General features: G+C 67.4%; 18 protein-coding genes. 4 read left to right on the top strand and 14 right to left on the bottom strand.

What is annotated here, in order from left to right; all coding sequences use genetic code 11:
- Positions 1-53: 53 nt before the first annotated feature.
- From GGI48_RS28175 to mdlC, 4 genes are all read right to left on the bottom strand, one after another.
- The gene (locus tag GGI48_RS28175) at positions 54-1,529 is read right to left on the bottom strand and encodes an aldehyde dehydrogenase family protein (protein WP_179601187.1); all 1,476 of its coding nucleotides are present in this window, start codon (positions 1,527-1,529) and stop codon (positions 54-56) included.
- 170 nt (positions 1,530-1,699) lie between these two features.
- Positions 1,700-2,623: a ketopantoate reductase family protein gene (locus GGI48_RS28170; protein WP_179601185.1), complete on the bottom strand. Its 924-nt coding sequence runs from the start codon at positions 2,621-2,623 to the stop codon at positions 1,700-1,702.
- 38 nt (positions 2,624-2,661) lie between these two features.
- Positions 2,662-4,053 (bottom strand): MFS transporter, encoded by a 1,392-nt coding sequence (locus tag GGI48_RS28165; protein WP_016966920.1) that lies wholly within the window; start codon positions 4,051-4,053, stop codon positions 2,662-2,664.
- An 82-nt stretch (positions 4,054-4,135) separates the two neighbouring features.
- Positions 4,136-5,722: a benzoylformate decarboxylase gene (gene mdlC / locus GGI48_RS28160; protein WP_179601183.1), complete on the bottom strand. Its 1,587-nt coding sequence runs from the start codon at positions 5,720-5,722 to the stop codon at positions 4,136-4,138.
- A 115-nt stretch (positions 5,723-5,837) separates the two neighbouring features.
- Here mdlC and GGI48_RS28155 point away from each other — a divergent pair, with 115 nt between their 5' ends.
- Positions 5,838-6,734 (top strand): LysR family transcriptional regulator, encoded by an 897-nt coding sequence (locus GGI48_RS28155; RefSeq protein WP_179601181.1) that lies wholly within the window; start codon positions 5,838-5,840, stop codon positions 6,732-6,734.
- Positions 6,735-6,768: 34 nt separating this feature from the next.
- On the opposite strand, the gene GGI48_RS28150 is transcribed toward GGI48_RS28155, so the two are convergent.
- The 7 genes from GGI48_RS28150 to GGI48_RS28120 all read right to left on the bottom strand — a co-directional run bounded on the left by GGI48_RS28150 (position 6,769) and on the right by GGI48_RS28120 (position 16,091).
- The gene (locus GGI48_RS28150; protein WP_179601179.1) at positions 6,769-8,094 is read right to left on the bottom strand and encodes an MFS transporter; all 1,326 of its coding nucleotides are present in this window, start codon (positions 8,092-8,094) and stop codon (positions 6,769-6,771) included.
- Positions 8,091-8,369 carry a hypothetical protein gene (locus GGI48_RS28145; RefSeq protein WP_179601177.1) on the bottom strand — a complete coding sequence of 93 codons (279 nt, stop codon included), beginning with the start codon at positions 8,367-8,369 and terminating at the stop codon, positions 8,091-8,093. The genes GGI48_RS28150 and GGI48_RS28145 overlap by 4 nt, the downstream gene beginning before the upstream one ends.
- A gap of 296 nt (positions 8,370-8,665) precedes the next feature.
- Complete coding sequence (locus GGI48_RS28140; protein ID WP_179601175.1) at positions 8,666-10,420, bottom strand: acyl-CoA dehydrogenase; 1,755 nt, start codon at positions 10,418-10,420, stop codon at positions 8,666-8,668.
- 59 nt (positions 10,421-10,479) lie between these two features.
- Positions 10,480-11,721, bottom strand: coding sequence for a thiolase family protein (locus tag GGI48_RS28135; protein WP_179601173.1), 1,242 nt, complete (start codon positions 11,719-11,721; stop codon positions 10,480-10,482).
- Complete coding sequence (locus GGI48_RS28130; protein WP_409565329.1) at positions 11,718-13,601, bottom strand: feruloyl-CoA synthase; 1,884 nt, start codon at positions 13,599-13,601, stop codon at positions 11,718-11,720. Before GGI48_RS28130 ends, GGI48_RS28135 begins: the two co-directional genes overlap by 4 nt.
- A 114-nt stretch (positions 13,602-13,715) precedes the next feature.
- Positions 13,716-15,164 carry an aldehyde dehydrogenase gene (locus GGI48_RS28125; RefSeq protein ID WP_179601169.1) on the bottom strand — a complete coding sequence of 483 codons (1,449 nt, stop codon included), beginning with the start codon at positions 15,162-15,164 and terminating at the stop codon, positions 13,716-13,718.
- A gap of 96 nt (positions 15,165-15,260) precedes the next feature.
- On the bottom strand, positions 15,261-16,091 hold the full coding sequence (locus tag GGI48_RS28120; RefSeq protein WP_016964789.1) for a p-hydroxycinnamoyl CoA hydratase/lyase: 831 nt from the start codon (positions 16,089-16,091) through the stop codon (positions 15,261-15,263).
- A 208-nt stretch (positions 16,092-16,299) separates the two neighbouring features.
- Here GGI48_RS28120 and GGI48_RS28115 point away from each other — a divergent pair, with 208 nt between their 5' ends.
- Entirely contained in the window at positions 16,300-16,788 is a 489-nt protein-coding gene (locus GGI48_RS28115; RefSeq protein ID WP_042940954.1) for a MarR family winged helix-turn-helix transcriptional regulator, read from the top strand.
- A 55-nt stretch (positions 16,789-16,843) separates the two neighbouring features.
- Here the strand turns inward: GGI48_RS28115 and GGI48_RS28110 are convergent, their stop codons facing one another.
- Positions 16,844-18,169, bottom strand: a complete 1,326-nt coding sequence (locus GGI48_RS28110) for an OprD family porin (RefSeq protein WP_179601167.1) — start codon at positions 18,167-18,169, stop codon at positions 16,844-16,846.
- A gap of 333 nt (positions 18,170-18,502) precedes the next feature.
- On the opposite strand from GGI48_RS28110, the gene mhpT reads away from it, so the two are divergent.
- Complete coding sequence (mhpT, locus tag GGI48_RS28105; protein WP_179601165.1) at positions 18,503-19,714, top strand: 3-(3-hydroxy-phenyl)propionate transporter MhpT; 1,212 nt, start codon at positions 18,503-18,505, stop codon at positions 19,712-19,714.
- Positions 19,715-19,796: 82 nt separating this feature from the next.
- On the opposite strand, the gene GGI48_RS28100 is transcribed toward mhpT, so the two are convergent.
- The gene (locus GGI48_RS28100; protein WP_016965976.1) at positions 19,797-20,804 is read right to left on the bottom strand and encodes a zinc-dependent alcohol dehydrogenase family protein; all 1,008 of its coding nucleotides are present in this window, start codon (positions 20,802-20,804) and stop codon (positions 19,797-19,799) included.
- A 203-nt stretch (positions 20,805-21,007) separates the two neighbouring features.
- A complete protein-coding gene (locus tag GGI48_RS28095) occupies positions 21,008-21,979 on the bottom strand; it encodes a bifunctional helix-turn-helix transcriptional regulator/GNAT family N-acetyltransferase (RefSeq protein ID WP_260620552.1) in 972 nt (323 codons plus the stop codon).
- Between the two features lie 201 nt (positions 21,980-22,180).
- Between GGI48_RS28095 and GGI48_RS28090 the strand changes: the two genes are divergently transcribed.
- Positions 22,181-23,122 (top strand): alpha/beta hydrolase, encoded by a 942-nt coding sequence (locus GGI48_RS28090; RefSeq protein WP_179601163.1) that lies wholly within the window; start codon positions 22,181-22,183, stop codon positions 23,120-23,122.
- Positions 23,123-23,147 lie beyond the last annotated feature (25 nt).

Here is a 23,147-nt window from a genome sequence, read left to right as displayed (position 1 = left end):
CGGATGCGCAAAAACCCGGCCAGGGCGGCCGGGGGGTTATTCAGAGGACCGGGTCAGAAGGGATACTGACGCGGCCGGTGTTGCAGGCTGATCCAGTGGTCGCGAGTGAATTCGTCGATTGCCCAGTCGCCATTGAAGCGTCCCAGCCCGGAGTTTTTCTCGCCCCCGAAAGGCGCGTTGGCCTCATCGTTCACCGGCACATCGTTGATATGGGTCATGCCGGCGCGCACCTGGCGGGCAAAGTTCACCCCGCGCTCCAGGTTGCCGGTGAACACCGCGCTGGCCAGACCGAACTCGCTGTCGTTGGCCAGTTCCAGGGCATGGGCTTCGTCCCGGGCGCGCAGCAGCCCCACCAGCGGCCCGAAGATTTCATGGCGCGCCAGGTCCATGTCGGCGCGCACCTCACCGTACACATGGGGCGCCAGCAGATTGCCGTTCACCCCGCCTTCGTACAGTGGCTCGGCGCCCTGCGCGCGGGCCAGGGCGATCTTGTCCTGCAGGCCCTGCAACTGGCGGGCGTTGATCACCGGGCCGATCACCGTGTCCAGCGCTTGCGGGTCGCCGACCTTGAGCTGCCTGACCCGGGCCACGAAGCGCTGGGCGAAGGCGTCGTACAGCCGCTCATCGACAATGATCCGGTTGATCGCCATGCAGATCTGCCCCTGGTGCAGGAACTTGCCGAACACCGCGGCGTTCACCGCTTGCTCAAGGTCGGCATCGTCAAGCACCACGAACGGGCTGTTGCCTCCCAGCTCCAGGGCCACATGCTTGAGATGCTCGCCGCCACTGGCGATGCGGCCGATACCGCGCCCCACCGGGGTCGAGCCGGTGAAGGTGATCAGCGCCGGCACCGGGTGCTCGACAAAGGCATCGCCAATCTCGCTGCCGGCCCCCACCACCACGCTGAACACCCCGGCGGGCAGCCCCGCTTCCTCGAAGATCCTGGCCAGCAGCAGGCCGCCGCACACCGGGGTATCGCTGGCCGGCTTGACCACCACCGCGTTGCCCAGGGCCAGGGCCGGGGCGATGGAACGCTGGGTCAGGTGCAGCGGGAAGTTCCACGGGCTGATCACCCCCACCACCCCCAGGGCACTGCGGTAGACCCGGCTTTCCTTGCCCGGCACATCGGACTCGACAATCCGCCCATGGACCCGCGCCGGGAACGACGCCGCCTCCAGGGTAATGGCCCGCGCCGCGCCCCACTCGGCCAGGGCCTTGATCCGCGTGCTGCCGGATTCGCGGATGATCCAGTCGACGATTTCCTCCTTACGCCGGTCAAAGATCGCCACCGCCCGGTGCAGCACCGCCGCGCGCTGCGACGGCCCCAGGGCCGCCCATTGCGGCTGCACCTGGGCGGCCTTGGCGTAGGCCGCATCCAGGTCGCTGCGGTTAGCCTGGGCCACCTCCAGCAACAGCGCGCCGTCAAACGGATTGGTCACCGCCAGGGTCTTGCCGGCGGCACCGGCGCGCCACTGCCCGGCGATGGGTTGCAGATGCAGATCGCGATACACCGCGTTGGATTCACTCATGGACAATCTCCTCATGAAACAGCATGCATAAACCGATGTGTCACCCAAAAGCCGGCCTGTATGGGAGCGCGCTTATATGGGGGCGGGCTTGTGTAGGAGCTGGCTTGCCAGCGAAGACGCCCGCAAAAAACACACAAGACCCAAGGCCCTGTTCGCCGGCAAGCCGGCTCCTACACGGCGGCGCGTTGTTCGATCAGCCGCAGCAGGCCGAGCAGGGTTTCGGTGTGGGGCACCGCCACCCCGGCCTGCCGCGCGCGTTCCAGCACCTGGCCATTGATGGAGCCGATTTCCGTGGGCCGTCCGGCCAGCACGTCCTGCAGCATCGACGGCTTGTGGGTGCGGTGGTTGGCCATGGCAAAGGCCACGCTGTCCAGGCAGCGCTGGGCATCCAGCACTACCCCCTGGGAGTGGGCCACGGCCACCACTTCCATGACGATGGCCCGGGCCAGCGCCACGCCTTCCGGCGCCGCGTCCAGCTGGCCCACGGTGCACCCGGTGGCCGCGCACAGGCTGTTCAGCGCCGCGTTGAAGGCGACCTTCTCCCAGATCGAGGTCCAGACCTCGGGGTCCACCGCGCAGTTGAGCCCGGCCGCGTCCAGCACCGCCGCCACCTCAGCGCTGGCCTGGCGCTCACCCTCGTCGAGGGCCAGCACCCGGACCAGACCCTGGCCGTGGGAATGCACCTGCCCCGGCCCGACCAGATCGGCCGGCCAGTTGGTCATGCCGATCAGCACCTGCCGCGGGGCCACATGCCGCGACAAGGCCTCGGCGTTGCCCAGGCCGTTCTGCAGGGTCAGCACCCGGGTGTGCCCGGCGATATGCCCGGCCACGCTGCGCAGGGCGCTGTCGGTGTGCAGGGTCTTGGTGAACACCAGCAACAGGTCCGGGTGCCCGCTGGCCTGTTCCGGGCGGCAAGCATCGAGGCCGGTGATGCGCCGCTCGCCGTGGTCGGTCGCCAGCAGCAGGCCATCGCGCTGGATCGCCGCAAGGTGCGCGTCGTTGATGTCCAGCAGCGTCACCTGCTGCCCGCTTTCCGCCAGCAGGCCGCCAAACAGCGAACCCATGGCGCCCGCGCCGAGAATGGTGATGTGCATCGAACCTCCTGATTGAGTGAGCGTTTCAAGGATCGCGTTCATCGCTGGCCCGGCAGGCGCCGGGGAATGTGCCGGCGCACGATCAGCAGCGCGAGCAAGGCCATGAGCATCACCGAGCCCAGCAGCGTCAGGTAGCCATGGGCCCCGCCCTGGGTGATCACCAGGGCCCCGGCGAAGGCACTGAGGATCGCCCCCAGGCGCCCGAAGGCCAGGGCCGAAGCGGTGCCGGTGGCGCGCACGCCGGTCGGGTAGATGAAGGCGCACAGCGCGTACATGGTGGACTGCACCGCGTTGACGAACAGGCCGTGCACGCCGAAGCCGAAAATCAGCAGGCCGGTGTTCTGGTGGATATCCACCACCTGCAGCAGGAAGGCGCTGGCCGCGCCCCCGGCACAGCAGATCAGCAGCGGCCAGAACGAGCCCCAGCGGGTGATGGCCAGCGCACAGACCAGCGCGCCGATGACCCCGCCGAGGTTGTAGGCGGTCAACCCGGAGCCGGCCACCGACAGTTCCAGGCCTTCGGCCAGGAGCATGGTCGGCAGCCAGCTGAAGGCGCTGTAGACCGCGGTCAGGCACATGAAGAAGGCTACCCAGAGGGCCAGGGTGTCGCGCCCATAACCCTGGGCGAACAAGGCGCGGAAACCGCCCTGCTTCTCGCTCTTCTGCTCCAGGGCATCGCTGTAGCTCACCCCCGGGGCCATGGGCCGTCCCATGCGCCCCAGCAAGGCGTTCAACTCGACCCAGCGCTGCGGTCGACGCGCCAGGAAACGCGGCGACTCCGGCAACGTCGCCAGCAACACGAAGCCCAGCACGATGGGCAGGCTGCCGCCAATGAAGAACAAGGTGCGCCAGCCATACAGCGGCAACACCTGGGACGCGAACAGCCCCGCCAGCATCCCGCCCAGGGGCACGCAGACAATGGTCGCGGTCACTGCCAGGGTGCGCCGCCGCGCCGGGGTGAATTCGGCCGTCACCGTGGTCGCGCTGGGCAGCGCGCCACCAATGCCCAGCCCGGCGATAAAGCGCAGCACCGCCACCGCCAGCGCATTGGGCGCCAGGCCAATGGCGCAGGTGGCCGCGCCGAACACGAACACGCTGGCGATGACCGCCATGCGCCGGCCGAAACGGTCGGCGAACAGCCCGGCACAGGCACTGCCGATGCCCATGCCGATGAGCCCGGCCGCCACCGCCGGGGCGAACGCCTCGCGGGTGATGCCCCACTCCTTGATCATCAGCGGAATGGCAAAACCGATCAGTTGGCCGTCGAAGCCGTCCATGACGATGGACAGCGCCGCCAGAAACACCACCAGCTTCTGCATGCCGGTGAAGGGGCCGTGGTCGAGCAAGGTGCCGATGTCGGCATGGGAGGCAGCGGAAGGCGCCGGCTGGGGCGCCTTGTCGATCGCTGCAGTGACCGTAGTCGTGTTCATAACCACCTCTTTTTATTCTTCTGGTGAGTCCGCAAGCTGCGGTGGGCACGGCCGGGCAGCTGGCCCGGCAACAAGACAGTCCTCAGGGTTCGATGGTCAGGGTCGGCACCTCGATCAGCACCGGGCGCTGGCCCGCCAGGGCCGCGCTCAAGGCCTCGGCAAACTCCTCGCGGGTATTGGCCTGCACCGCGTGCACGCCATAGCCGCGGCCGATGGCGCAGAAATCCAGGCCGGGCACGTCCAGCCCCGGCGCATCGCTGACCTGCAGCACCTCGGCGAACCAGCGCAGGGCGCCGTAGGTGCCGTTCTTGAGAATGATCAACACCACCGGGACCTGGTACTGGGCGGCGGTCCACAGCGCGGTGATGCCGTAGTTGGCCGAGCCGTCGCCGATGATCCCGATCACCCGCCGCTCGGGCCGGGCCAGTTGCACCCCCACCGCCGCTGGCAGGCCGAAGCCCAGGCCACCGGCCGCCGGGAAGAAGTAACTGCCGGGCTCGCGCATCTCCACCCGCTGCCAGAAGGCGCCAACGGTGGAGGTGGATTCCTTGACGTAGATCGCGTCCCTGGGCGCCAGCTCGTTGATCACATCGAACACGGTTTCCGGGCGCAGCAGACCGCCGCTTTCCTCGACCGGCGCCGGTGCCGGCAAGGCCGCCGGCTGCGGCCGGTCGCACTCCGGCAGCGCCCAGACCAGGGCCTGCAAGGTCTCGGCGATGTCCCCCACCAGCGCATCGCCCATCGGCGCCCGCGCCGCCTCGGCCGGGTCGCAGGTGATGTGCAGCAGCTCAGTGCCCTCGGGCAGGTAGTCCCCCGGGGCGAACTGGTGATAACGGAACACCGGGGCGCCCACCACCAGGATCAGGTCGTGCTCCGCCAGGCAGCGACTGATGCCGGCGATGGCCGCCGGCAACACCCCGCGAAAGCTCGGGTGGCGGGTCGGAAACGGGCAACGCGAAGCGGACGGCGCGACCCAGGCCGGCATGCCGAGTTTTTCCGCCAGCTGCACCGCCAGGTGGTTGCTCTGGCTGCCATCCACGTCCGGCCCCAGCACCAGCACCGGGTTGCGCGCCGCCGCCAGGCGCTGCACCAGATGGCGCAATTGCGCCGCCCCGGGCAGCCCGGCGCTGGCCACCTGACGCCGCGCCAGATGCTCGACCCCGGCCGGGGCCGGACGGGCCCAGTCGTCATAAGGAATCGACAGGTACACCGGGCCCTTGGGCGCCTGGCTGGCCATGTGGATGGCCTGGCTCAGGGCCCGGGGCACATCCTCGGCGCAAGCCGGTTCATGGCTCCACTTGACCAGGGGCTTGGGCAGTTGCGCGGCATCGACATTGGCCAGCATGGCTTCGACGCCGATCATCGAGCGCACCTGCTGGCCGGCGGTGATCACCAGCGGGCTGTGGGAGTACCAGGCATTGGTCAGCGCGCCCATGCCATTGCCGGTGCCCGCCGCCGCGTGCAGGTTGACGAAGGCCGGTTGGCCGCTGGCCAGGGCGAAGCCGTCGGCCATGCCGACCACCGCGCCTTCATGCAGGCCGAGGATGTAGCGGAAGTCTTCGGGAAAGCCCTTGAGAAAGGGCAGCTCGTTGGAGCCGGGGTTGCCGAACACCGTGGTCAGGCCGTGTTGCCGGAGGATGTCGTAGGACGCGCTATGGACGGTTTTCATAAGGACCTTGGCCGCTGCTTTTTAGAATTTGGGTTACTCTTGCAGCCGCGCCGAAATTGATCAAATCGATACTATTTCTATTAAAAATAAGATCCATCTATATCCATGAGGCAGCATGAGCCACATCGATCTGAACCTGATCCGCACCTTCGTCACCCTCTATGAGGCCCGCAGCGTGACCCTGGCCGCCGAACGCCTGTTCGTCACCCAGCCCTCGGTCAGCTACGCCCTGGCGCGGCTGCGCGAGCTGTTCGACGACGGCCTGTTCAGCCGCAGCCGCGACGGCATCCAGCCCAGCCAACTGGCCGATGAGCTGTATCCGCCCCTGCGCCAATCCCTGACGAGCATCGAAAACACCGTGCACAGCACCCGGCGCTTCGACCCGGCCACCACCGAACGACGCTTTCGCATCGCCCTCTCCGACCTCGGCGAAATGGGTTTCCTGCCGCTGATCCTGGCGCGCCTGAACCAGCTAGCGCCGGAGGCCGAAGTCGAAGTCCTGCCGTTGCAAGTGGACCAGGCCGGCGAATGGCTGAGCAGCGCCAAGGTCGACGCACTGATCTGCCGCAAGCCCCTGACCGGCACCCGCAGCCAGGTGCTGATCCGCGAGCGCTACGTGTGCCTGCTCAGCGACCGCCACCCGCGCATCGACACCCAGCTGAGCCTGGAGCAGTTCCTCGCCGAGCGGCACATCGCCGTGACCCGCACCACCGGCCACGGCAGCGTCGAGGACGTGCTCAAGCAGATGAACGCCAAACGTCGCATCAGCCTGCAGGTGCCGCATTTCTCGGTGCTGCCCAAGGTCTTGCCCGGCACCGACCTGCTGGCGGTACTGCCGGCGCAGATCGCCCGCCTGTTCACCCTTGAAGGCGGCCTGCGGCAACTGGAGCTGCCGTTCCCGGTAGGGGAATTCGACGTGTCCCTGCACTGGCACCCCAACAGCGACAGCTCCGCCGCCCTGACCTGGTTCCGCCAGACCGTGGCCGCGGCGATCATCGACGGCCAGTCGTGAAGCGGCGCCCGCCGCCCCATCCAGTTTCGCGGCCCTAGGCCAGGGCTGCCTGCGCCTGCGGCGACGCCGGTCGCAGCCACACCAGGCAACCGGCCGCCAGCACGAAGACCACGGCAAACACCCCGTACAGGTGCAGCGGCTGCCAGCCGGCATCCAGCAGCACCCCGGCCACCGTCGGCGAGACAATCGCGCCAATACGCCCGATGCCGATCCCCCAACCGACCCCGGTCGCCCGCACTGAAGCCTCGTAGACCACCGGCGACAAGGCATAGAGCCCGGCCACGCAGCCGTTGGCGAACAGCCCGATCAGCAGCCCCAGGCCCAGGGCCGCGGCAATCGACGAGGCACTGCCGACAAACAGCACCAGGAGCCCGGCGGTCACCAGCATGAACAGCGACAGCACCCGGGTCAGCGGCCAGCGCGAGGACAAGCCGCCGATCAGCGCCGCGCCGAAGATCCCGCCGACACTCAGCAGCACCCCGCCGGTGATCCCCTGCTGCGCCGAAAGCCCGGCGGCCACCAGCAGTTTCGGGGTCCAGCTCATGACGAAGTAGAAGCCGAACATCACCAGGAAAAACAGCAGCCAGAGCAGCAGCGTGGTGCGCCGCAGCGGCCCGGCGAACAGCTGGCCAAAGCCGCTGACGGCGCCCTCCTCGCCCAGCGCCGCAGCGGGCAGCCGCACCAGTTCCGGGTGGCCCAGGCGCCGGGCCAGGCGATTGACCCGCAACAAAGCGTCGGCCGGGCGCCGGGCCAGGAGAAAGTCCAGGGATTCGGGGAGCCAGAGCAGCACCAGGGGGATCACCAGCAAGGTGACGATGCCGCCAAACACAAATACCGAGCGCCAGCCCCAATGGCTCAGCAGCCACACCGCCAGCAAGCCGCCCAGGGTCGCCCCCAGGGCATAGCCGGTGGATTGCAGGCTCACCGCCAACCCGCGCCAGCGACGGCTGGCGTATTCGGCGGCGATCACATTGCTGCTGGCCAGGATGCCGCCGATGCCCAGCCCGGTGAGGCCGCGCAACAGCGCCAGTTGCAAGGGGCTGTGGCTGGTGGCCGAAAGCAACATGCCGACACCGGACAGCAACAGGCACCCCAGAATCAGCGGCCGGCGGCCGAAGCGGTCGGCCCAGGGCGCGATAAACAGCGAACCGGCGGCCATGCCGAACAGCCCGGCACTGAGCAGCAGGCCGACCTGCGCGCCATTGAGCTGCCACTCGGCGGACACCGAAGCGGCGGTGAAGGCCATCACCAGCACATCGAAGCCGTCGATCATGTTGAGCACGATGCAGATGCCGATCGCCAGACACTGGAAGGCGCCCATCGGGCCCTGGTCGACCCGTTGCTTGAGATCGAGGTTCATGGGCGCACCTGCCATTCGGTCAGGACCCGAAGCGCAACACCCAAAGAACCTGTGCACACAGACAGCCAGCGCGCGCCAGCCAGGCGGCTGCACGCCGTCGATAAGACATTCATGGCGAAACCCTTTTTGTTGTTTTTATGGCCGACGGTCAGGAGGGCTCCCGCCATCGCCAGGTCGCCAATAAAACGCTTAATGGATCCAATAACAAGAGACGAACGGGCTGAAACGGCCGAGCAAAAGGTCCCAGGCCAACCAGGGTCGGGGTTAATTTCCATAGGGATCAAATGCTTAGGTGCCCGACCAGGCACCGGGATTAGCGGGCGATTATCGACCAGCACCGTTCGGGCAGGCGACGAGACTCACTACCAGGCTCACTACCAGGCTCACTACCAGACTCACCGCCAAACAAGCCTGTGGTGAGGGAGCTTGCTCCCGTTCGATGGCGCAGCCGGCGCAAAGGCTGCTGGCGCGCCAGGCCGAAAGCCCTCGGAGGCCGCAGATGGGGGCGCTGCGCACCCCAGCGGGAGCAAGCTCCCTCGCCACAATATTGGATCCAATAGCCTGCATCGCCTCAGATAAAGGCCAGCGCCGCCCGGGCGCCGCGCACCGCCGTCATCCGCTGCTCGACCTGGGGCAACAGGTAGCTGAAAAAGAACCCCGCCGTCTCCAGCTTGGCCTCGCGCAGCGGATCGCCCTCGGGCAAATTTCGCGAGACCCGCGCCGCCCGGGCCCAGGCCAGTGCCAACAGGCTCAAGCCACACAAGGCGAGAAAATCCCCCGCCGCGCGGTATGGGTACTCGGCATCCTCCAGCGCCCAGCGTTGCACCTCGCCCACCAGCCCCTGCAACGCCTCGGCCAGATCCGCCAACAGCCGGGCAAAGCCCGCGCATTCGGCCACGGCGGCGCCCTGCACGGCCTCATCGCGCAGTTGCTCAAGCAACAGCGCAAAGCCCTGCCCGCCATCCCCCAGCACCTTGCGCAGCAGCAGGTCGTTGGCCTGAATCTCGTTGCTGCCTTCGTAGATCATGGCGATGCGGCTGTCGCGCAGGGTCTGCTCGATGGCGAACTCGGCGACGTAGCCGTAGCCGCCGAAAACCTGCAAGGCGTTGCTGGCCTGACGAAAGCCCTGCTCGGTAAAAAAGGCCTTGATGATCGGCGTCAGCAGTTGCGCCAGCTGATCGGCCTGACGCCGGGCCAGTGGCTCGGGGTGATGCTCGGCCTGATCCAGCAGGTGCGCGGCCCAGTAGCCAATGGCGCGCAGGCCTTCGCTGATGGCGCGCAATTCCAGCAGCACACGGCGCATGGCCGGGTGATAGCGAATCGGATCGGCAGCCTGGGCGGCGACCCCGGCGGGCCGCAACGGCGCCCGCATCTGCTGGCGCTCGCCGGCGTAGTCCCGGGCGTTCTGCCAGGCCGCTTCGACATGCCCCAGGCCTTGCAGGCCGACGTGCAGGCGCGCCGAGTTCATCATCACGAACATTGCCGCCAGACCGCGATTAGCCTCGCCCACCAACCAGCCCCGGGCCGCGTCGAACACCAGGGCACAGGTGGCGCTGCCCTTGATGCCCATCTTGTGTTCGATGCCGTCGCAGCGCACGCCGTTGTCCTGGCCCGACTCCAGGCGCTTGGGCACCAGGAACAGCGAGATCCCCCGGCTGCCCACGGGCGCGTCCGGCAGCCGGGCCAGCACCAGGTGCAGGATGTTGTCGGTGAGGTCGTGCTCGCCACCGGAGATGAACAGCTTGCTGCCGCTCAGGCGATAACTGCCATCGGCTTGCGGCTCGGCCCGACAGCGCAGCAGGCCGACATCACTGCCGGCCTGGGGCTCGCTCAGGCACATGGTGGGCAGGCTCGCGCCGCTGATGATCCCGGGCAGGTAGCGCTCCTGAAGCCAGGGCGCGCCGTGGGTCTTCAGACACAGGTAGGCGCCGTGGGCAATGCCGGTGTACATGGCCCAGGCATGGTTGCTGGCGTAGAGCATCTCTTGCAGCGCCGCGTCCAGCAGTTGCGGCAGGCCCTGGCCACCCAAGGCTTCGGCGCAGGCCAGGGCCGGCCAGCCGCCCTCGACATAGGCCCGATAGGCCTCGGCAAAACCCTCTGGGGTGCTGACCTGTCCATCCGCCCACTGGCAGCCCTGGCGATCGCCGCTGGCATTCAGCGGCGCCAGTACGCCCTGGCTGAAACGCGCCGCCTGCTCCAGCACTTGTAGCGCCAGGGGCAGGTCCAGCGCGTCGAACGCCGGGCTGCGACGCCAGGCTTCGGGGGCCTCCAGCCAGTGCTCAAGGACAAATTGCATATCGCGCAGCGGCGCCTGGTAGCTCCACATGGGGACACCTCATCGAGTAGGAAAACAGTGGCCCGCCAGGAGTGGCGGGCCGATCGGGCTCAAGCGCGCCAGGTCGGGTTTTCGATCAGCAGCGCCATGCCCTGGCCACCGCCCACGCAGGCCGCGGCGATGCCGTAGCGCAGGTTGTGCTCGCGCAGTTGCCGAGCCAGGGTCAGCACCAGGCGCAGGCCGCTGGCGGCCAGCGGATGACCCAGGGCCAGGGAGCCGCCCTGGACATTCAGCCGATCGCCGTCCAGCTCCAGCTCCCGGGCCACGGCCAGCACCTGGGCCGCCTGGGCCTCGTTGATTTCAAGGCGACCGATCTGCCCAAGGCTCAGGCCACTGCGCTGCAACAGCAGGCGGATCGCCGGGGCCGGACCGATGCCCATGAACTCCGGCGCCACCCCGACCACCGCGCTGGCCCGCAACAGCGCCAGGGGCCGGTCGCTGCACGCCGAGGCCCGCCCGACCAGGGCCGCCGCCGCGCCATCGACCACCGCGCAGCTGTTGCCGGCGGTCTGCACCCCGCCTTCGTGGATGGTCCGCAGTCGCGCCAGGGCAGACCGTTCACTGGGGCGCGGATGGCTGTCCTGACTGACCGTCTCGACCCCGCGCGGCAGGCGAATGCCGCGCGCTTGATAGCCGTCGAGTTCGAAGCGCTGCTGGCTCACGGCGACGATTTCCGCCGCGAACCAGCCCGCTTGCCGGGCGGCCAGGGCCCGCTGATGACTGGCGCAGGCGTAGTCATCCACCGCTTCGCGGGTCAGGCCGTAACGCCGCGCCAGGTTGTCGGCGGTGGCGATCATGTCCAGCCCCGGCGCCGGGTCATACAGCGCCTCCCATAAAAAGTCCTTGAACTGCACCGCCGCTCCCAGGCGAAAGCCGCCGCGATGGGTGTAGGCGGCAATCGGGTTGCGCGACATCGACTCACTGGCCACGCACAACGCCAGTTGCACCTCGCCGCGCAGTTGCTCGGCGGCCTGACGCAGCAGCTCGAAACCGGTGGCGCAGATGCGCTGCACCCCCAGGGCCGGCACCGCTTGCCCGACCCCGCTGTACAGGCCGATGTGCCGGGGCAGCAGGTAGGCGTCGAAACTGGCCTGGGCCATGGAACCGGCCAGCACGCTGTCCACCGCCTGCGGCTCGATGCCGGCCCGGGCCAGGACCTCGCGCCCGACCTTGATCCCCAGGTCGATCGGCGAGATCTCGGCCAGACTTCCGCCGAGGTCGACCCAGGGCGTGCGTACCGCCTCCAGGATCGCCACATCGGCGAACCCGCTGTACTGCCCGGCGCCGCTCATGGCTTGGGCTCGGCGCGCAGGATCGACGGCTCGCGGCCGCGATACAGGTTCTCGACCTGCTCGGCGCGCCACTGCAACACCGCGCGCTGGTTGATCGAGCCCTTGTCGGTGATCTCCCCGCGGTCGATGGACGCCGGCTCCACCTGCAGCGCGATCCACTCCAGGCGGCTGGCATTGCCGCTGGCCTCGCGATTCAGGCGCTGCAACCAGTCGCCGAACCACTGGCGCACCGGCGCGCTGGCCAGCACCTGGGCCTCGCTGGCCTCGGCGCCCAGCCCCGCCAGCCGCCGGCATTCATACAGGCGCGGGAACACCAGGGCCCCCAGGCACTCGCGGTCGGGGGCGGCCACCACCAGGTCCTGGACATAGGGCGCGCCTTCGAGCACCGCGCGATTGCGCAGCGGGCCGACGCTGACGAACACTCCGGACGACAACTTGAAGTCCTCGGCGATGCGCCCGTCGAACATCAACCCCAGTTGCGGGTCGGCGGCGTCGGCGAGCTTGAGCGCATCCCCCGAGCAGTAGAAGCCCTGGGCATCGAACACTTCGGCGGTCTGCTGCGCCGCGCGCCAGTAGCCGGGCATGATGTGCGGCCCGCGAAAGCGCCCTTCGAGCTTGCCATCCACCGGCACCAGGCGCACTTCGCAACCCGGCGCCGGCAGGCCGATGTAACCGGCCATCGACAGCGGCCCGGTGGTGAAGGTGCACGACGGCGCGGCCTCGGTCATGCCAAGCCCGGCCATCATCCGGATGCGTTCGCCGCAATGCTGCTCGGCGACCCGGTCCAGGCGGTCCCAGACACTTTGTGAAAGCCCCGCGGCGGCGAAGAAAAACAGGCTCATGCGCTTGAAAAAACACTCGCGCAGCTCGGCATCCTGCTCCAGGGCGTTGACCAGTTCCTCCCAGCCCTTGGGCACGGTCAGGTAGGCGGTGGGGGAAATTTCCTTGAGGTTGCGCAGGGTTTCAGCAAAGCCCTGGGCCGTGGGCTTGCCCTCGTCCAGGTAAAAAGTGCCGCCGTTGTAGAGCACGATGCCGACGTTATGGCTGCCGCCGAAGGTGTGGTTCCAGGGCAGCCAGTCCACCAGCACCGGCGGCGCTTCGCCGAACACCGGAAAGGTCTGCAGCAGCATCTGCTGATTGGCGCAGAGCATGCGCTGGGTGGTGATCACCGCCTTGGGCAGCTTGGTCGAGCCCGAGGTGAAGAGAAACTTGGCGATGCTGTCCGGCCCGGTGGCGGCAAAGGCTGCATCGGCCTCGGCCCCACCGGGCTCGGCCAGCAGGCTGGCAAAACTCGCCTGAGGCCGCCCCGGCACCTGGCCACGCACGCTGATCAGCGGCGTCTCGGGCGGCAGCACCGCGTCGATGGCCCGCTGGTAGGCGCTGGCGTCGCTGACGAACACCAGCCCCGGCTGCAACAGGTCACAGACGTGACGCAGCTTGGCAAAGTCCTGGGACAGCAGCGAATAGGCCGGCGACACCGGGCAATAGGGAATCCCGGCGTACATCGCGCCCAGGGCCAGTTGCAGGTGTTCGATGTCATTGCCCGAGAGCAGCGCCAGCGGCTTGTCGGCCGACAGGCCGTAACGAAGCAGACCCTGGGCGATGGCGCGCACGCTGTCGAGCATCTGCCCATAGCTGACCCGGCGCCAGTCGCCGCCGGCCTCGCGGGCGGCAATGAAGGTCTGCTCGGGGCGTACCCGGGCCCAGTGCAGCAGGCGATCGAGCAAGCGATCGGGCAAGGGCGCCAGTGGCTCCAGCGCGCGCATGTGCAGCACGCCCTGCTCTTCACTGACGGCAACCGCCGGCCGGCCAATGGACACCTGGCGATAACGCGGCGGCTCGGCCACGGGTGGGGATGGCGCTCTGGATTGGCAACTCACGTACATGTCCTCCATCAAGGCACGCCTGCGCCGCGCACGCAGGGCGGCAGCTGGCAAGCGTGGCAGCCGGTGGCTGCGGCCTTGTTATTGTTGTGCCTGGCCCGTGGCGACGGATCAGATCGGGTAGTGCCGCGGGCCGTGCTGCAAGGTGACCCAGCGCAATTGGGTGAAGTGCTCGATCGAGGCCTTGCCGCCAAAACTGCCGTAGCCGCTGGACTTGACGCCGCCAAACGGCATCTGCGCTTCGTCGTGCACGGTGGGCCCGTTGATATGGCAGATACCCGACTCGACCCGTTGCGCCAGGGCCAGGGCGCGCCCGGTGTCGCGACTGAAAATCGCCGCCGACAGGCCGAACTCGGAATCGTTGGCCAGACGCAGCAACTCTTCATCGCCGCTGCCGCGCAGCAGCACCGCCACCGGTCCGAAGGATTCCTCGCGGTACAGGCGCATGGCGTCGGTGACGCCGTCGAGCAGGGTCGGCTGCAGGATGCTGCCGTCCAGTTGCCCGCCCACCACCAGCCGCGCGCCCTGCTCCAGGGCGTCGTCGATCAGCGCCCTGATGCGTGTCCCGGCGCTGGCATCCACCAGCGAGCCGAGCACCGAGTCCGCAGCCGCCGGGTCGCCGGCACGCAAGGTCGCGACCTTGGCCGCCAGCTTGGCGACAAAGGCATCGGCGACCTTGGCATCGACGATCAGGCGCTCGGTGGACATGCAGATCTGCCCCTGATTGAAGTAGGCGCCAAACGCCGCGGCCGCCACGGCGGCGTCCAGGTCGGCATCGTCCAGCACCAGCAGCGGCGCCTTGCCGCCCAGTTCCAGCAGGGCCGGCTTGAGGTGGCGCGCCGCCAGCTCGCCGACAATCCGCCCGACCTGGGTCGAACCGGTGAAGTTGACCCGGCGCACCGCCGGGTTGGCGATCAGGCGCTCGACAATCGCCGCGGCATCGGCCGGGGCATTGCTGATGACGTTGACCACACCATCGCCCAGGCCGGCATCCTGCAGCACCTGGCCGATCAGCCGGTGCACCGCCGGGCTCAGCTCGGAGGCCTTGAGCACCACAGTGTTGCCGCAGGCCAGGGGCATGGCGATGGCCCGGGTGGCGAGAATCACCGGGGCGTTCCACGGGGCGATGCCCAGCACCACGCCGCAGGGTTGGCGCAGGGCCATGGCGAAACTGCCGGGAACATCCGAGGGAATGACTTCGCCGTTGATCTGGGTGGTCATCGACGCCGCTTCGCGCAGCATGTTGGCCGCCAGGCGCACATTGAAGCCGTACCAGTTGGCCATGGCCCCGGTCTCGCCGGCGGCGGCGATGAATTCGTCGCTGCGGGCCTGCAACTGCTCGGCGGCCTTGAGCAGACGGCTGCGCCGTTCGTTGGGGGCCAGGGCCGCCCAGGCGGGGAATGCGGCCTGGGCCGCGGCCACGGCGGCGTCGGCATCGTCCAGGGTCGCGGCGGCCACGCGCGATACCACAGCGCCGGTCACCGGGTTGCGGCGTTCGAAGGTTCGACCGTCGCCGGCGGGGCGCGACTGGCCACCGATCAGCAGGGGCACGTCCAGCATGGTGATTCCTCTTGTTGTCTTTGTCGGGAATGCAGCACAGCGGTGTAGCAGTGGCGCGGCGAACAGCGGGATGCGCCCGCCGTTCGCCGGCCGGACTCAGCGTTTATACGCCTGCAGGCCGGGCTTGATGCTCTTGTCGTCGAGGAACTGCTTCATGCCCTGCTCGCGGCCGCCTTCGGTGTCCAACAGGCGCGACTGATCGAGCTTGGCGTACAGGTAGTCTTCGTTCTGCTCCCAGGTCAGTTCGCGGCAACGCTTGAAGCCATGCTTGGCGGCACGCAGCACCACCGGGTTTTTCTCCAGCAGGTTGCGCGCCAGCTCGATGGTGACTTCACGCAATTGCGCCAGGGGCACGCTTTCATTGACCAGGCCCATCTCGGCGGCTTTCTGCCCGCCAAAGGTCTTGCCGGTCATGATGTAGTACAGCGACTGGCGATGGCCCACGGTGTCGGCCATGGCCTTGCTCACCAGGTTGCCCGGCGGGATGCCCCAGTTGATTTCCGAGAGGCCGAAGGTCGCCTCGTCGGCGCAGATCGCCAGATCGCACGCCACCAGCGGGCTGAAGCCACCGCCGAAGCACCAGCCGTTGACCATGGCGATGGTCGGCTTGGCGTACATGCGCAGCAGTTTCCATTGCCACTGGGAGGCTTCGCGGCGGATTTTTTCCTGAAGGATCTCCGGCCCGGCATCCACCTCGCGGAAGTATTCCTTGAGGTCCATGCCGGCGGTCCAGGCCTCGCCGGCGCCGGTCAGCACCAGCACGCCGGCGGCCGGGTCCTGCTCCAGGGTTTCCAGCACGTCGATCATTTCCCGGTTCAGGGTCGGGCTCATGGCGTTGCGTTTTTCCGGGCGATTGAGGGTGACCCAGGCAATGCCCTCTTCGATTTCGACCTTGACCGTTGTCCAGCGACCTTCGTAGTTGCTCATGGCGATGCTCTCTTGTTCTGGCTTGAAGATGGATCGAAATTAAACCGGGAAATTAGTTATGTCAATTAACTATTAATTGAATTAACCATTTTTCCTACCCCTGGATAAAATCCTTCTGTAGCCACTGCCAGCACAGGCAAACGTAGCTATCAGCGGCCGACCCCGGCAAACTGGATAGCCTTGTTAACCGACCCAGGATGTTTTTGTCATGGCCAAGCCCGCTCCCCTCGCCGACCCGCGCGAGGCCCCACCCGCCAACGCCGAGGTTCAGGCGCCGCTGGATTCGGCGCTGGACGAACTGATTGGCTACGCCATGCGTCGCGCCCAGCTCAAGCTGTTCCAGAACCTGATCGGCCGGCTCTCGGCCCACGACCTGCGCCCCGCGCAGTTCTCGGCCCTGGCGATCATCGACAGCAACCCGGGGCTGATGCAGGCCGACCTGGCTCGCGCCCTCGCCATCGAGCCGCCGCAAGTGGTGCCCCTGCTCAATAAACTGGAAAGCCGCGCTCTGGCGGTGCGGGTGCGCTGCAAGCCGGACAAGCGCTCTTACGGGATCTTCCTGAGCAAGACCGGCGAAACCCTGCTCAAGGAGCTCAAGCAGATCGCCGCGCAAAGCGACGTCGACGCCACCTCGGCCTTGAGCGCCGAGGAACGCGAAGAGCTGCTGCGCCTGCTGAAGAAGGTGTACCAGGACTGAAGCCAAGGTGCCGGCACCGGGCCGGCACGCTGAGGCAGCCAGGCTGCTGGCGGGCTTACCAGATCGGCAAGGTGTAGAGCACCAGGAAGCGGGTCTGGTTTTCATCGCGAAACGCCGCGCCCGCCGGGAAGTCATTGCGATAGATCGACTTGCGCGCCACCAGCCCGAGGTTCTTCAGCGGGCCGCTCTGCAGCACGTAGCCCAACTCCATCTGAAACTCGCGCTCCTTGCGCTCGCTGGCATTGAAGGCCGCCAGCTCGATATGGTCGCCGCGCACGTAACGCAGCCGACTCTTGAGCCCGGGTACGCCGGCGGCGGCAAAGTCATAGTCGTAGATGGCTTGCCAGGTGCGCTCCTTGGCATTGAGAAAGTCCGAACTCATGGTCAGCTCGCTCATGCCCATCAACTCGGTGCCGGAGATGTAGGGCGTGGCCGTGTCGCCACTGGAGTGCATGTAACCCAGGCTCACCCGGTGCCCGCCGAACTTGTAGCCAAACAGCGCCGAGAGGTTGCGGTTGTCGACCCGACCGGCCTTGGCACTGCCGTCTTCCCGGCTGAAAAAACTGCGCAGGTCGCTGCTCAGCACGCCATCGCCCAGGGGCAGGTTGTGCAGCAGGGCCAGGGTGTCCTGCTGGTAGAGGTCGGCCACCTCGGCGTGATAGGCACGCAGGCTGAGCGCCTTGTTGACCTGGTAGTCGCCGCCCAGGTACGCCAGGTGCGAGGTGCTGGCCGTGGCATTGAAGCGCCGGTTGGGCGAGGCAATGGTCATGGCCTGGTAGTCGGTGGAGTCGCGCTTGTTGATGCGGTCGATGTAGCCGGTGTTGAGGGTCAGGCCGTCGATGTCCGTGGAGCTCAGGGTGGTGCCGCGAAAGGTCTGCGGCAGCAGGCGCGACGGACTGGCAAAGGCGAACGGCAGGAAGATCGAGACATCGCCGGTCTTCACCGTGGTCCGGGCAAAGCGCAGTTTGGCGGTGGGCGCCAGCCGCGAGTATTCGTCCGCGGCGCGCTTGTCGCTGGCCGACACCGGCAGCAGTTCGGTGCCGCTGCGGTCCGGCGAGGAATCGAGCTTGACCCCCAGCAGCCCGCGCACATCAAACAGACCGAAACCGACGCGCCCCTCGGTGAACCCCGACTCCATGTTCATGATGAAACCCTGGGCCCACTCCCGCGCGGCGGTCTTGGCCCCACCGTCCTGGTAGTCGCGATCCAGGTAGTAATTGCGCAGGGTCAGGGTGCCGTGGCTGTCGTCGATAAAACCCGCCGCCCAGAGTGGGCCGGGCAACAGGCTCAAGCCCAGCACGGCCAGGGTCAGCCGCCGATGCAGACTGGGCACACAGGAAGCTGACGCCGCCGCAACGGCGTTGGTTGGGAGATTTGGCATGTCCGATGTCCATTTTTTGTTGTTGTTTTTAGGTGTCGAGCGCAGGCCTGGCAGCCAACGTCGCGGACAGAGAATGGAAACAGCCCAAGCCTTACGTCAACCGCAAATGACCGATAATCGAACATTAATAATATTATCTATTTTTACATCAAATCCTGATTGTTGATTTAACAAGCTGATTTCAATGGATTTATTTGCGTTTATCGATGGAAATTAAGGCGCTGTTCATTTTTTAGTTATCTTTGTTATCTTAATCGCCAGCCAGCAGCGCCGGCACATTCAAGCCCGGCGTCCGGCTGGCCACCACAACAAAAACAACAATGAGGTTTGCCCATGGACAGTCCATCGCGTCGTTCGACGCTGACCATCGCTTTGTGCTTTATCGTTGCGTTGATCGAGGGGTTCGATCTGCAGGCGGCCGGCACCGCCGCCGCCGGGTTGCGCCAGAGTTTTGCCCTGGACCCGAAGATGATGGGCTGGGTGTTCAGCGCCGGGATCATCGGCCTGCTGCCCGGGGCGTTCTTCGGCGGCTGGGTCGCCGACCGTATCGGGCGCAAGAAGATCCTGGTCGGCGCGGTGCTGCTGTTCGGCCTGTTCTCGCTGTGCACAGCCTATGTGGAAAGCTATTCGAGCCTGTTGCTGGTGCGCTTCATGACCGGCCTGGGCCTGGGCGTGGCGCTGCCCAACCTGATCGCCCTGTGCGCCGAAGCGGTGAGCGAGCAGCGTCGGGGCACGGCCATCAGCATCATGTATTGCGGCGTGCCCCTGGGCGGCGCGCTGGCGGCGGTGGTGGCGATGTTCTCCAGTGAACATTGGCAGACCACCTTCATCATCGGCGGCCTGGCGCCGCTGCTGGTGGTGCCACTGATGGCCGCTCTGCTGCCCGAATCCAGTGCCTTTCGCCAACACACCGCCAGCGCCGACACCCGCCGCGCCTCCACAGCCCAGGCGCTGTTCGGCGCAGGTCGCGCGCGCACCACACTGGCCCTGTGGCTGAGCTATTTCTTCACCCTGACGGTGATGTACATGCTGCTCAACTGGCTGCCCTCGCTGCTGCTCGAACAAGGCTTCAGCAAACCCCAGGCGGGCCTGGTGCAGATGCTGTTCAACATCGGCGGCGCCCTCGGCTCACTGCTCGGCGGGCTGCTGCTGGACCGCTGCAACGGGCTCAAGGTGGTGCTGTTCGTCTACGCCGGGCTGCTCGCGGCGCTGGCCGGGGTCGGACTGTCGGTGGGCATCGTGCCCATGGCCATGGCCGGGTTTGCCGCCGGATTGTTCGTGATGGCCGCGCAATTGGTGCTCTACGCCCTGGCGCCACCCGCCTACCCGACCGCGGTGCGTGCCACCGGCGTCGGCGCCGCCGTGGCCATCGGCCGCCTGGGCTCGGTGGCCGGGCCGCTGGCCGCCGGGCAGATCCTTGCCGCCGGCGCCGGCACTGCCGGCGTGCTGCTGGCCACCTCGCCAGGGCTGGTCATCGCCGCGCTGTCGATCCTGACTGTCATCGCCCGGGCCAACGCCACGCCCGAACTCAAGCCGGCGCATTGAGCCGAAGCGGCAATGCGGGCCAACGCCACACCTGGGCGGCGGCAACCCCGAGTCCAACCCGGGTGTCGCCGCGATCAACGCCTTAGAACGTCAGGCAGATTTTCCCCAGGTGCGCGCCCGAGGCTTCATGGGCGAAGGCCTTGGCGATCTCGGCCAGGGGGAAGGTGCTGTCGATGATCGGCTTGATGCCGGTGGCTTCCAGGCCTCGGACCATGTCGATCTGCTGCTGGCGACTGCCGACGATCAGGCCCTGCAGGCGCTGTTGCTTGGCCATCAGCGCCGCCGTCGGCACCGGGCCGGCCCAGCCGGTGAGCACGCCGATCAGGGCGATATGCCCGCCGATGCGGCAAGCGGTGATCGACTGCGGCAAGGTGCCCGGGCCGCCGACTTCCACCACGTGATCGACACCGCGGCCGCCGGTCAGCTTGAGCACCTCGTTGCCCCATTCAGGCTGGGTGCGGTAGTTGATGGTGTGGTCGGCCCCCAGTTCGCGCACCCTGGCCAGCTTGGCGTCCGAGGATGAGGTGGCAATCACCGTGGCACCCATGGCCTTGGCCAGTTGCAGGGCGAAGATCGACACCCCGCCGGTGCCCAGCACCAGCACGGTTTCCCCGGCCTTGAGCGCGCCATCCACCACCAGCGCGCGCCAGGCGGTGAGGCCGGCGGTGGTCAGGGTCGCGGCTTCGGCATGGCTGTAGCCCTTGGGCGCGTGGGTGAACCAGTGGCTGGGCTGGATCACCACTTCACGGGCGTAACCGTCGACGCCATCACCCGGGGTGGTGCTGAAATCGGCAATCGCCGGGCCGCCATCGTGCCAATGGGGGAAGAAGCACGACACCACCGCATCGCCGACCTTGAACTCGCTGACGCCCTCGCCCACGGCCTCCACCACCCCGGCGCCGTCGGCCATGGGAATCCGCCCATCGGCGGTGGGCAGCGCGCCGGTGACCACGGCGTAGTCATGGAAATTCAGCGAGCAGGCATGCAGACGCACGCGGATCTGCCCGGCGCCGGGTTGCCCGGGATCGGCCAGCTCGACGGTTTTAAGGTTGTCCAGGGATGCCGGCAGGCTGAGCTTGATGGCTTGCATGGGGGGTGTCTCCACAGATCGGTAATCTTCCAGGGGGCTAACCCTACCACCAATACCGGCTATCTGTAGCCGCTGCCGAATGCTGCGAACGGCTGCGCAGGAGACGCAGGTTTTCAGTGCCGCCAGAGGCTCGGCTCGGGACTGCCAAGCAAGGCCCTGCGGGCCTTTGCGCAGCTTCGCGGGCTCAGCAGCGGCTACAGCGCTCAGCGGATTGTGTCGCGTTCCGTCAGCCTGGCTCGCACAAAACACTGCTCGGTCACCGCCGCGCCCCACTGCTCGCCCACCTGCTCCTGCACCAGCACAAACCCCTGCTCTTCATACAATGCCCGCGCCGCGTCCAGGCCCTTGAAGGTCAACAAGCGGGTGGCGGCAAAGCCCCACTGGTCGCAGAACGCCAGGGCCTCGACCAGCAGCCGCCGGCCCAGCCCCTGGCCGCGCGCGGCATCGTCGAGGATGAAGCAACGCAGGATCGCCTCGTCGCCCTCGCCTTCACCGTCGATGGCAATCGAGCCGACGATCTGCGTCCCGCGCAACGCCACCCAGACCTCGTTGCGCGGGTTGTGCAAACGTCCCATCAACTCGGCCATGTCCCGCGCCACCAGGCTCTCGAAGGGCTGGCCGAAACCCGCCAGATCCGCGTAGTAACGGGCGTGCATTTCGGTGATGCGGCCAATCACCCCGGGCCGGTAGCCGCGGGCGATAGACCAGCACTCCGGCGGCTCGGGCGCCTCGCCCAGGCGCACCGCACGCAAGGCCCGGGCGTAGTCGGCGATGCCCGTCGAGGCACGACGCTGCTGGTCCGCGCTCAGGTGCGCCAGGGCCGCGGCTACCTGGGCCTGGGCGAAACGGTCGATACCGCTCAGGGTCTGACGCCCCTGGGCGGTGAGTTGCAGGCGCTTCGAGCGGGCATCCCGGGCATCGGCCTGTTCGCTGATCTCCCCCGCATCCACCAGCTTGCGCACCAGCCGGCTGACGCTGGATTTCTCCAGGCCCAGCAGGGTCACCAGATCGCCGGCGGTCAAGGCATTGCCCTGGCCGATTTCCAGCAGTGCATGCACCGCCGAGGGTGGGTAGTCGGTGGCGGCCAGGGTGCTTTGCATAAAGCCCAGCTCACGGACCATGTGCCGCGAGGCCTGGCGCACTTGCTGGATGAGTTCGGGGGATTCGACAGGCATGGCGCAGCACCTCGGCACGGGGCGAATTAGTTGTACCGTGCAACCATATCACCGACCAACCGCCTGTTTCAATCACTTGTCGCGCCCTGGCCGCCGAAACATCGGCAAACCCATCCCGCCGGCCACTGCGCCGAAATGGCTACAGCCGTGCCGGCACATCTGTTAAAACGCCCTATCGTTTGTCCTGCGGTGAAGCCTTCCATGTCCCCAACCCTGCTCCAGCGCCTGCGCCGTCGCTGGTTTTCCCTGCTGTGCCTGGTCGCGCTGCTGGTCGGCCTGCCCGTAAGCTGCGCGGTGCTCGAACACCAGGAGCGCCAGCTGGTGTTTCGCATCGAGCCCGGCACCGCCGGCTGGTATCGCGGCCTGCCGAGCACGGTGCAGGAGCTGGAACTGACGCCGCAAAGCTTCAAGGCCGGGCAGAACATCCACGCCTGGTGGTGGCCGGCCACGCGCGCCGACGCCCCGGCGATCCTCTACCTGCATGGGGTGCGCTGGAATCTCACCGGCCAGCTGTTTCGCATCGAGCAACTGCACGCCCTGGGCTACTCGGTGCTGGCCATCGACTACCGCGGCTTCGGCCAGAGCCACGGCGACCTGCCCTCGGAAAGCAGCGTGTACCAGGACGCGCGCATCGCCTGGGAACGGCTCAAGCTGCTGCAGCCCGACGCCAGCAAGCGCCTGATCTACGGCCATTCCCTGGGCGGCGCCGTGGCCATCGACCTGGCCGCCGAACTGGGGCGCACGGCCGCCGCCGAGAAAACCCCGATTGCCGCCCGCGGGCTGATCGTCGAATCCACCTTCACCACCCTGGCCGATGCCGCCCAGGCCGTGACCAAGACCTCGCTGCCGGTGCGCTGGGTGCTGTCGCAGAAGTTCGACTCCGTCGACAAGATCCGCGACATCGGCATGCCACTGCTGGTGGTACACGGCCTGAAAGACGACTGCGTACCGCCGCGCCTGAGCCAGGAACTGTTCAAGGTTGCGCTGGAGCCGAAAAAGCTGCTGCTGGTGCCCGGCGGCACCCACAACAACAGCATGAGCCTGGCGGGCAAGGACTACGCCCAGGCCATCCACGCCCTGCTGCGGGCCAAGCCGGCCTCCACCATCGCCGGCCCGACGGCCAGCGCCGTTCCTACCGGCTGACTCAGCGCATAAAAGCAGGCTTGTG

It is taken from the genome of Pseudomonas protegens, assembly GCF_013407925.2.
GTDB lineage: Bacteria > Pseudomonadota > Gammaproteobacteria > Pseudomonadales > Pseudomonadaceae > Aquipseudomonas > Aquipseudomonas fluorescens_AP.
This window is presented reverse-complemented; position numbering and strand designations above follow the sequence as displayed.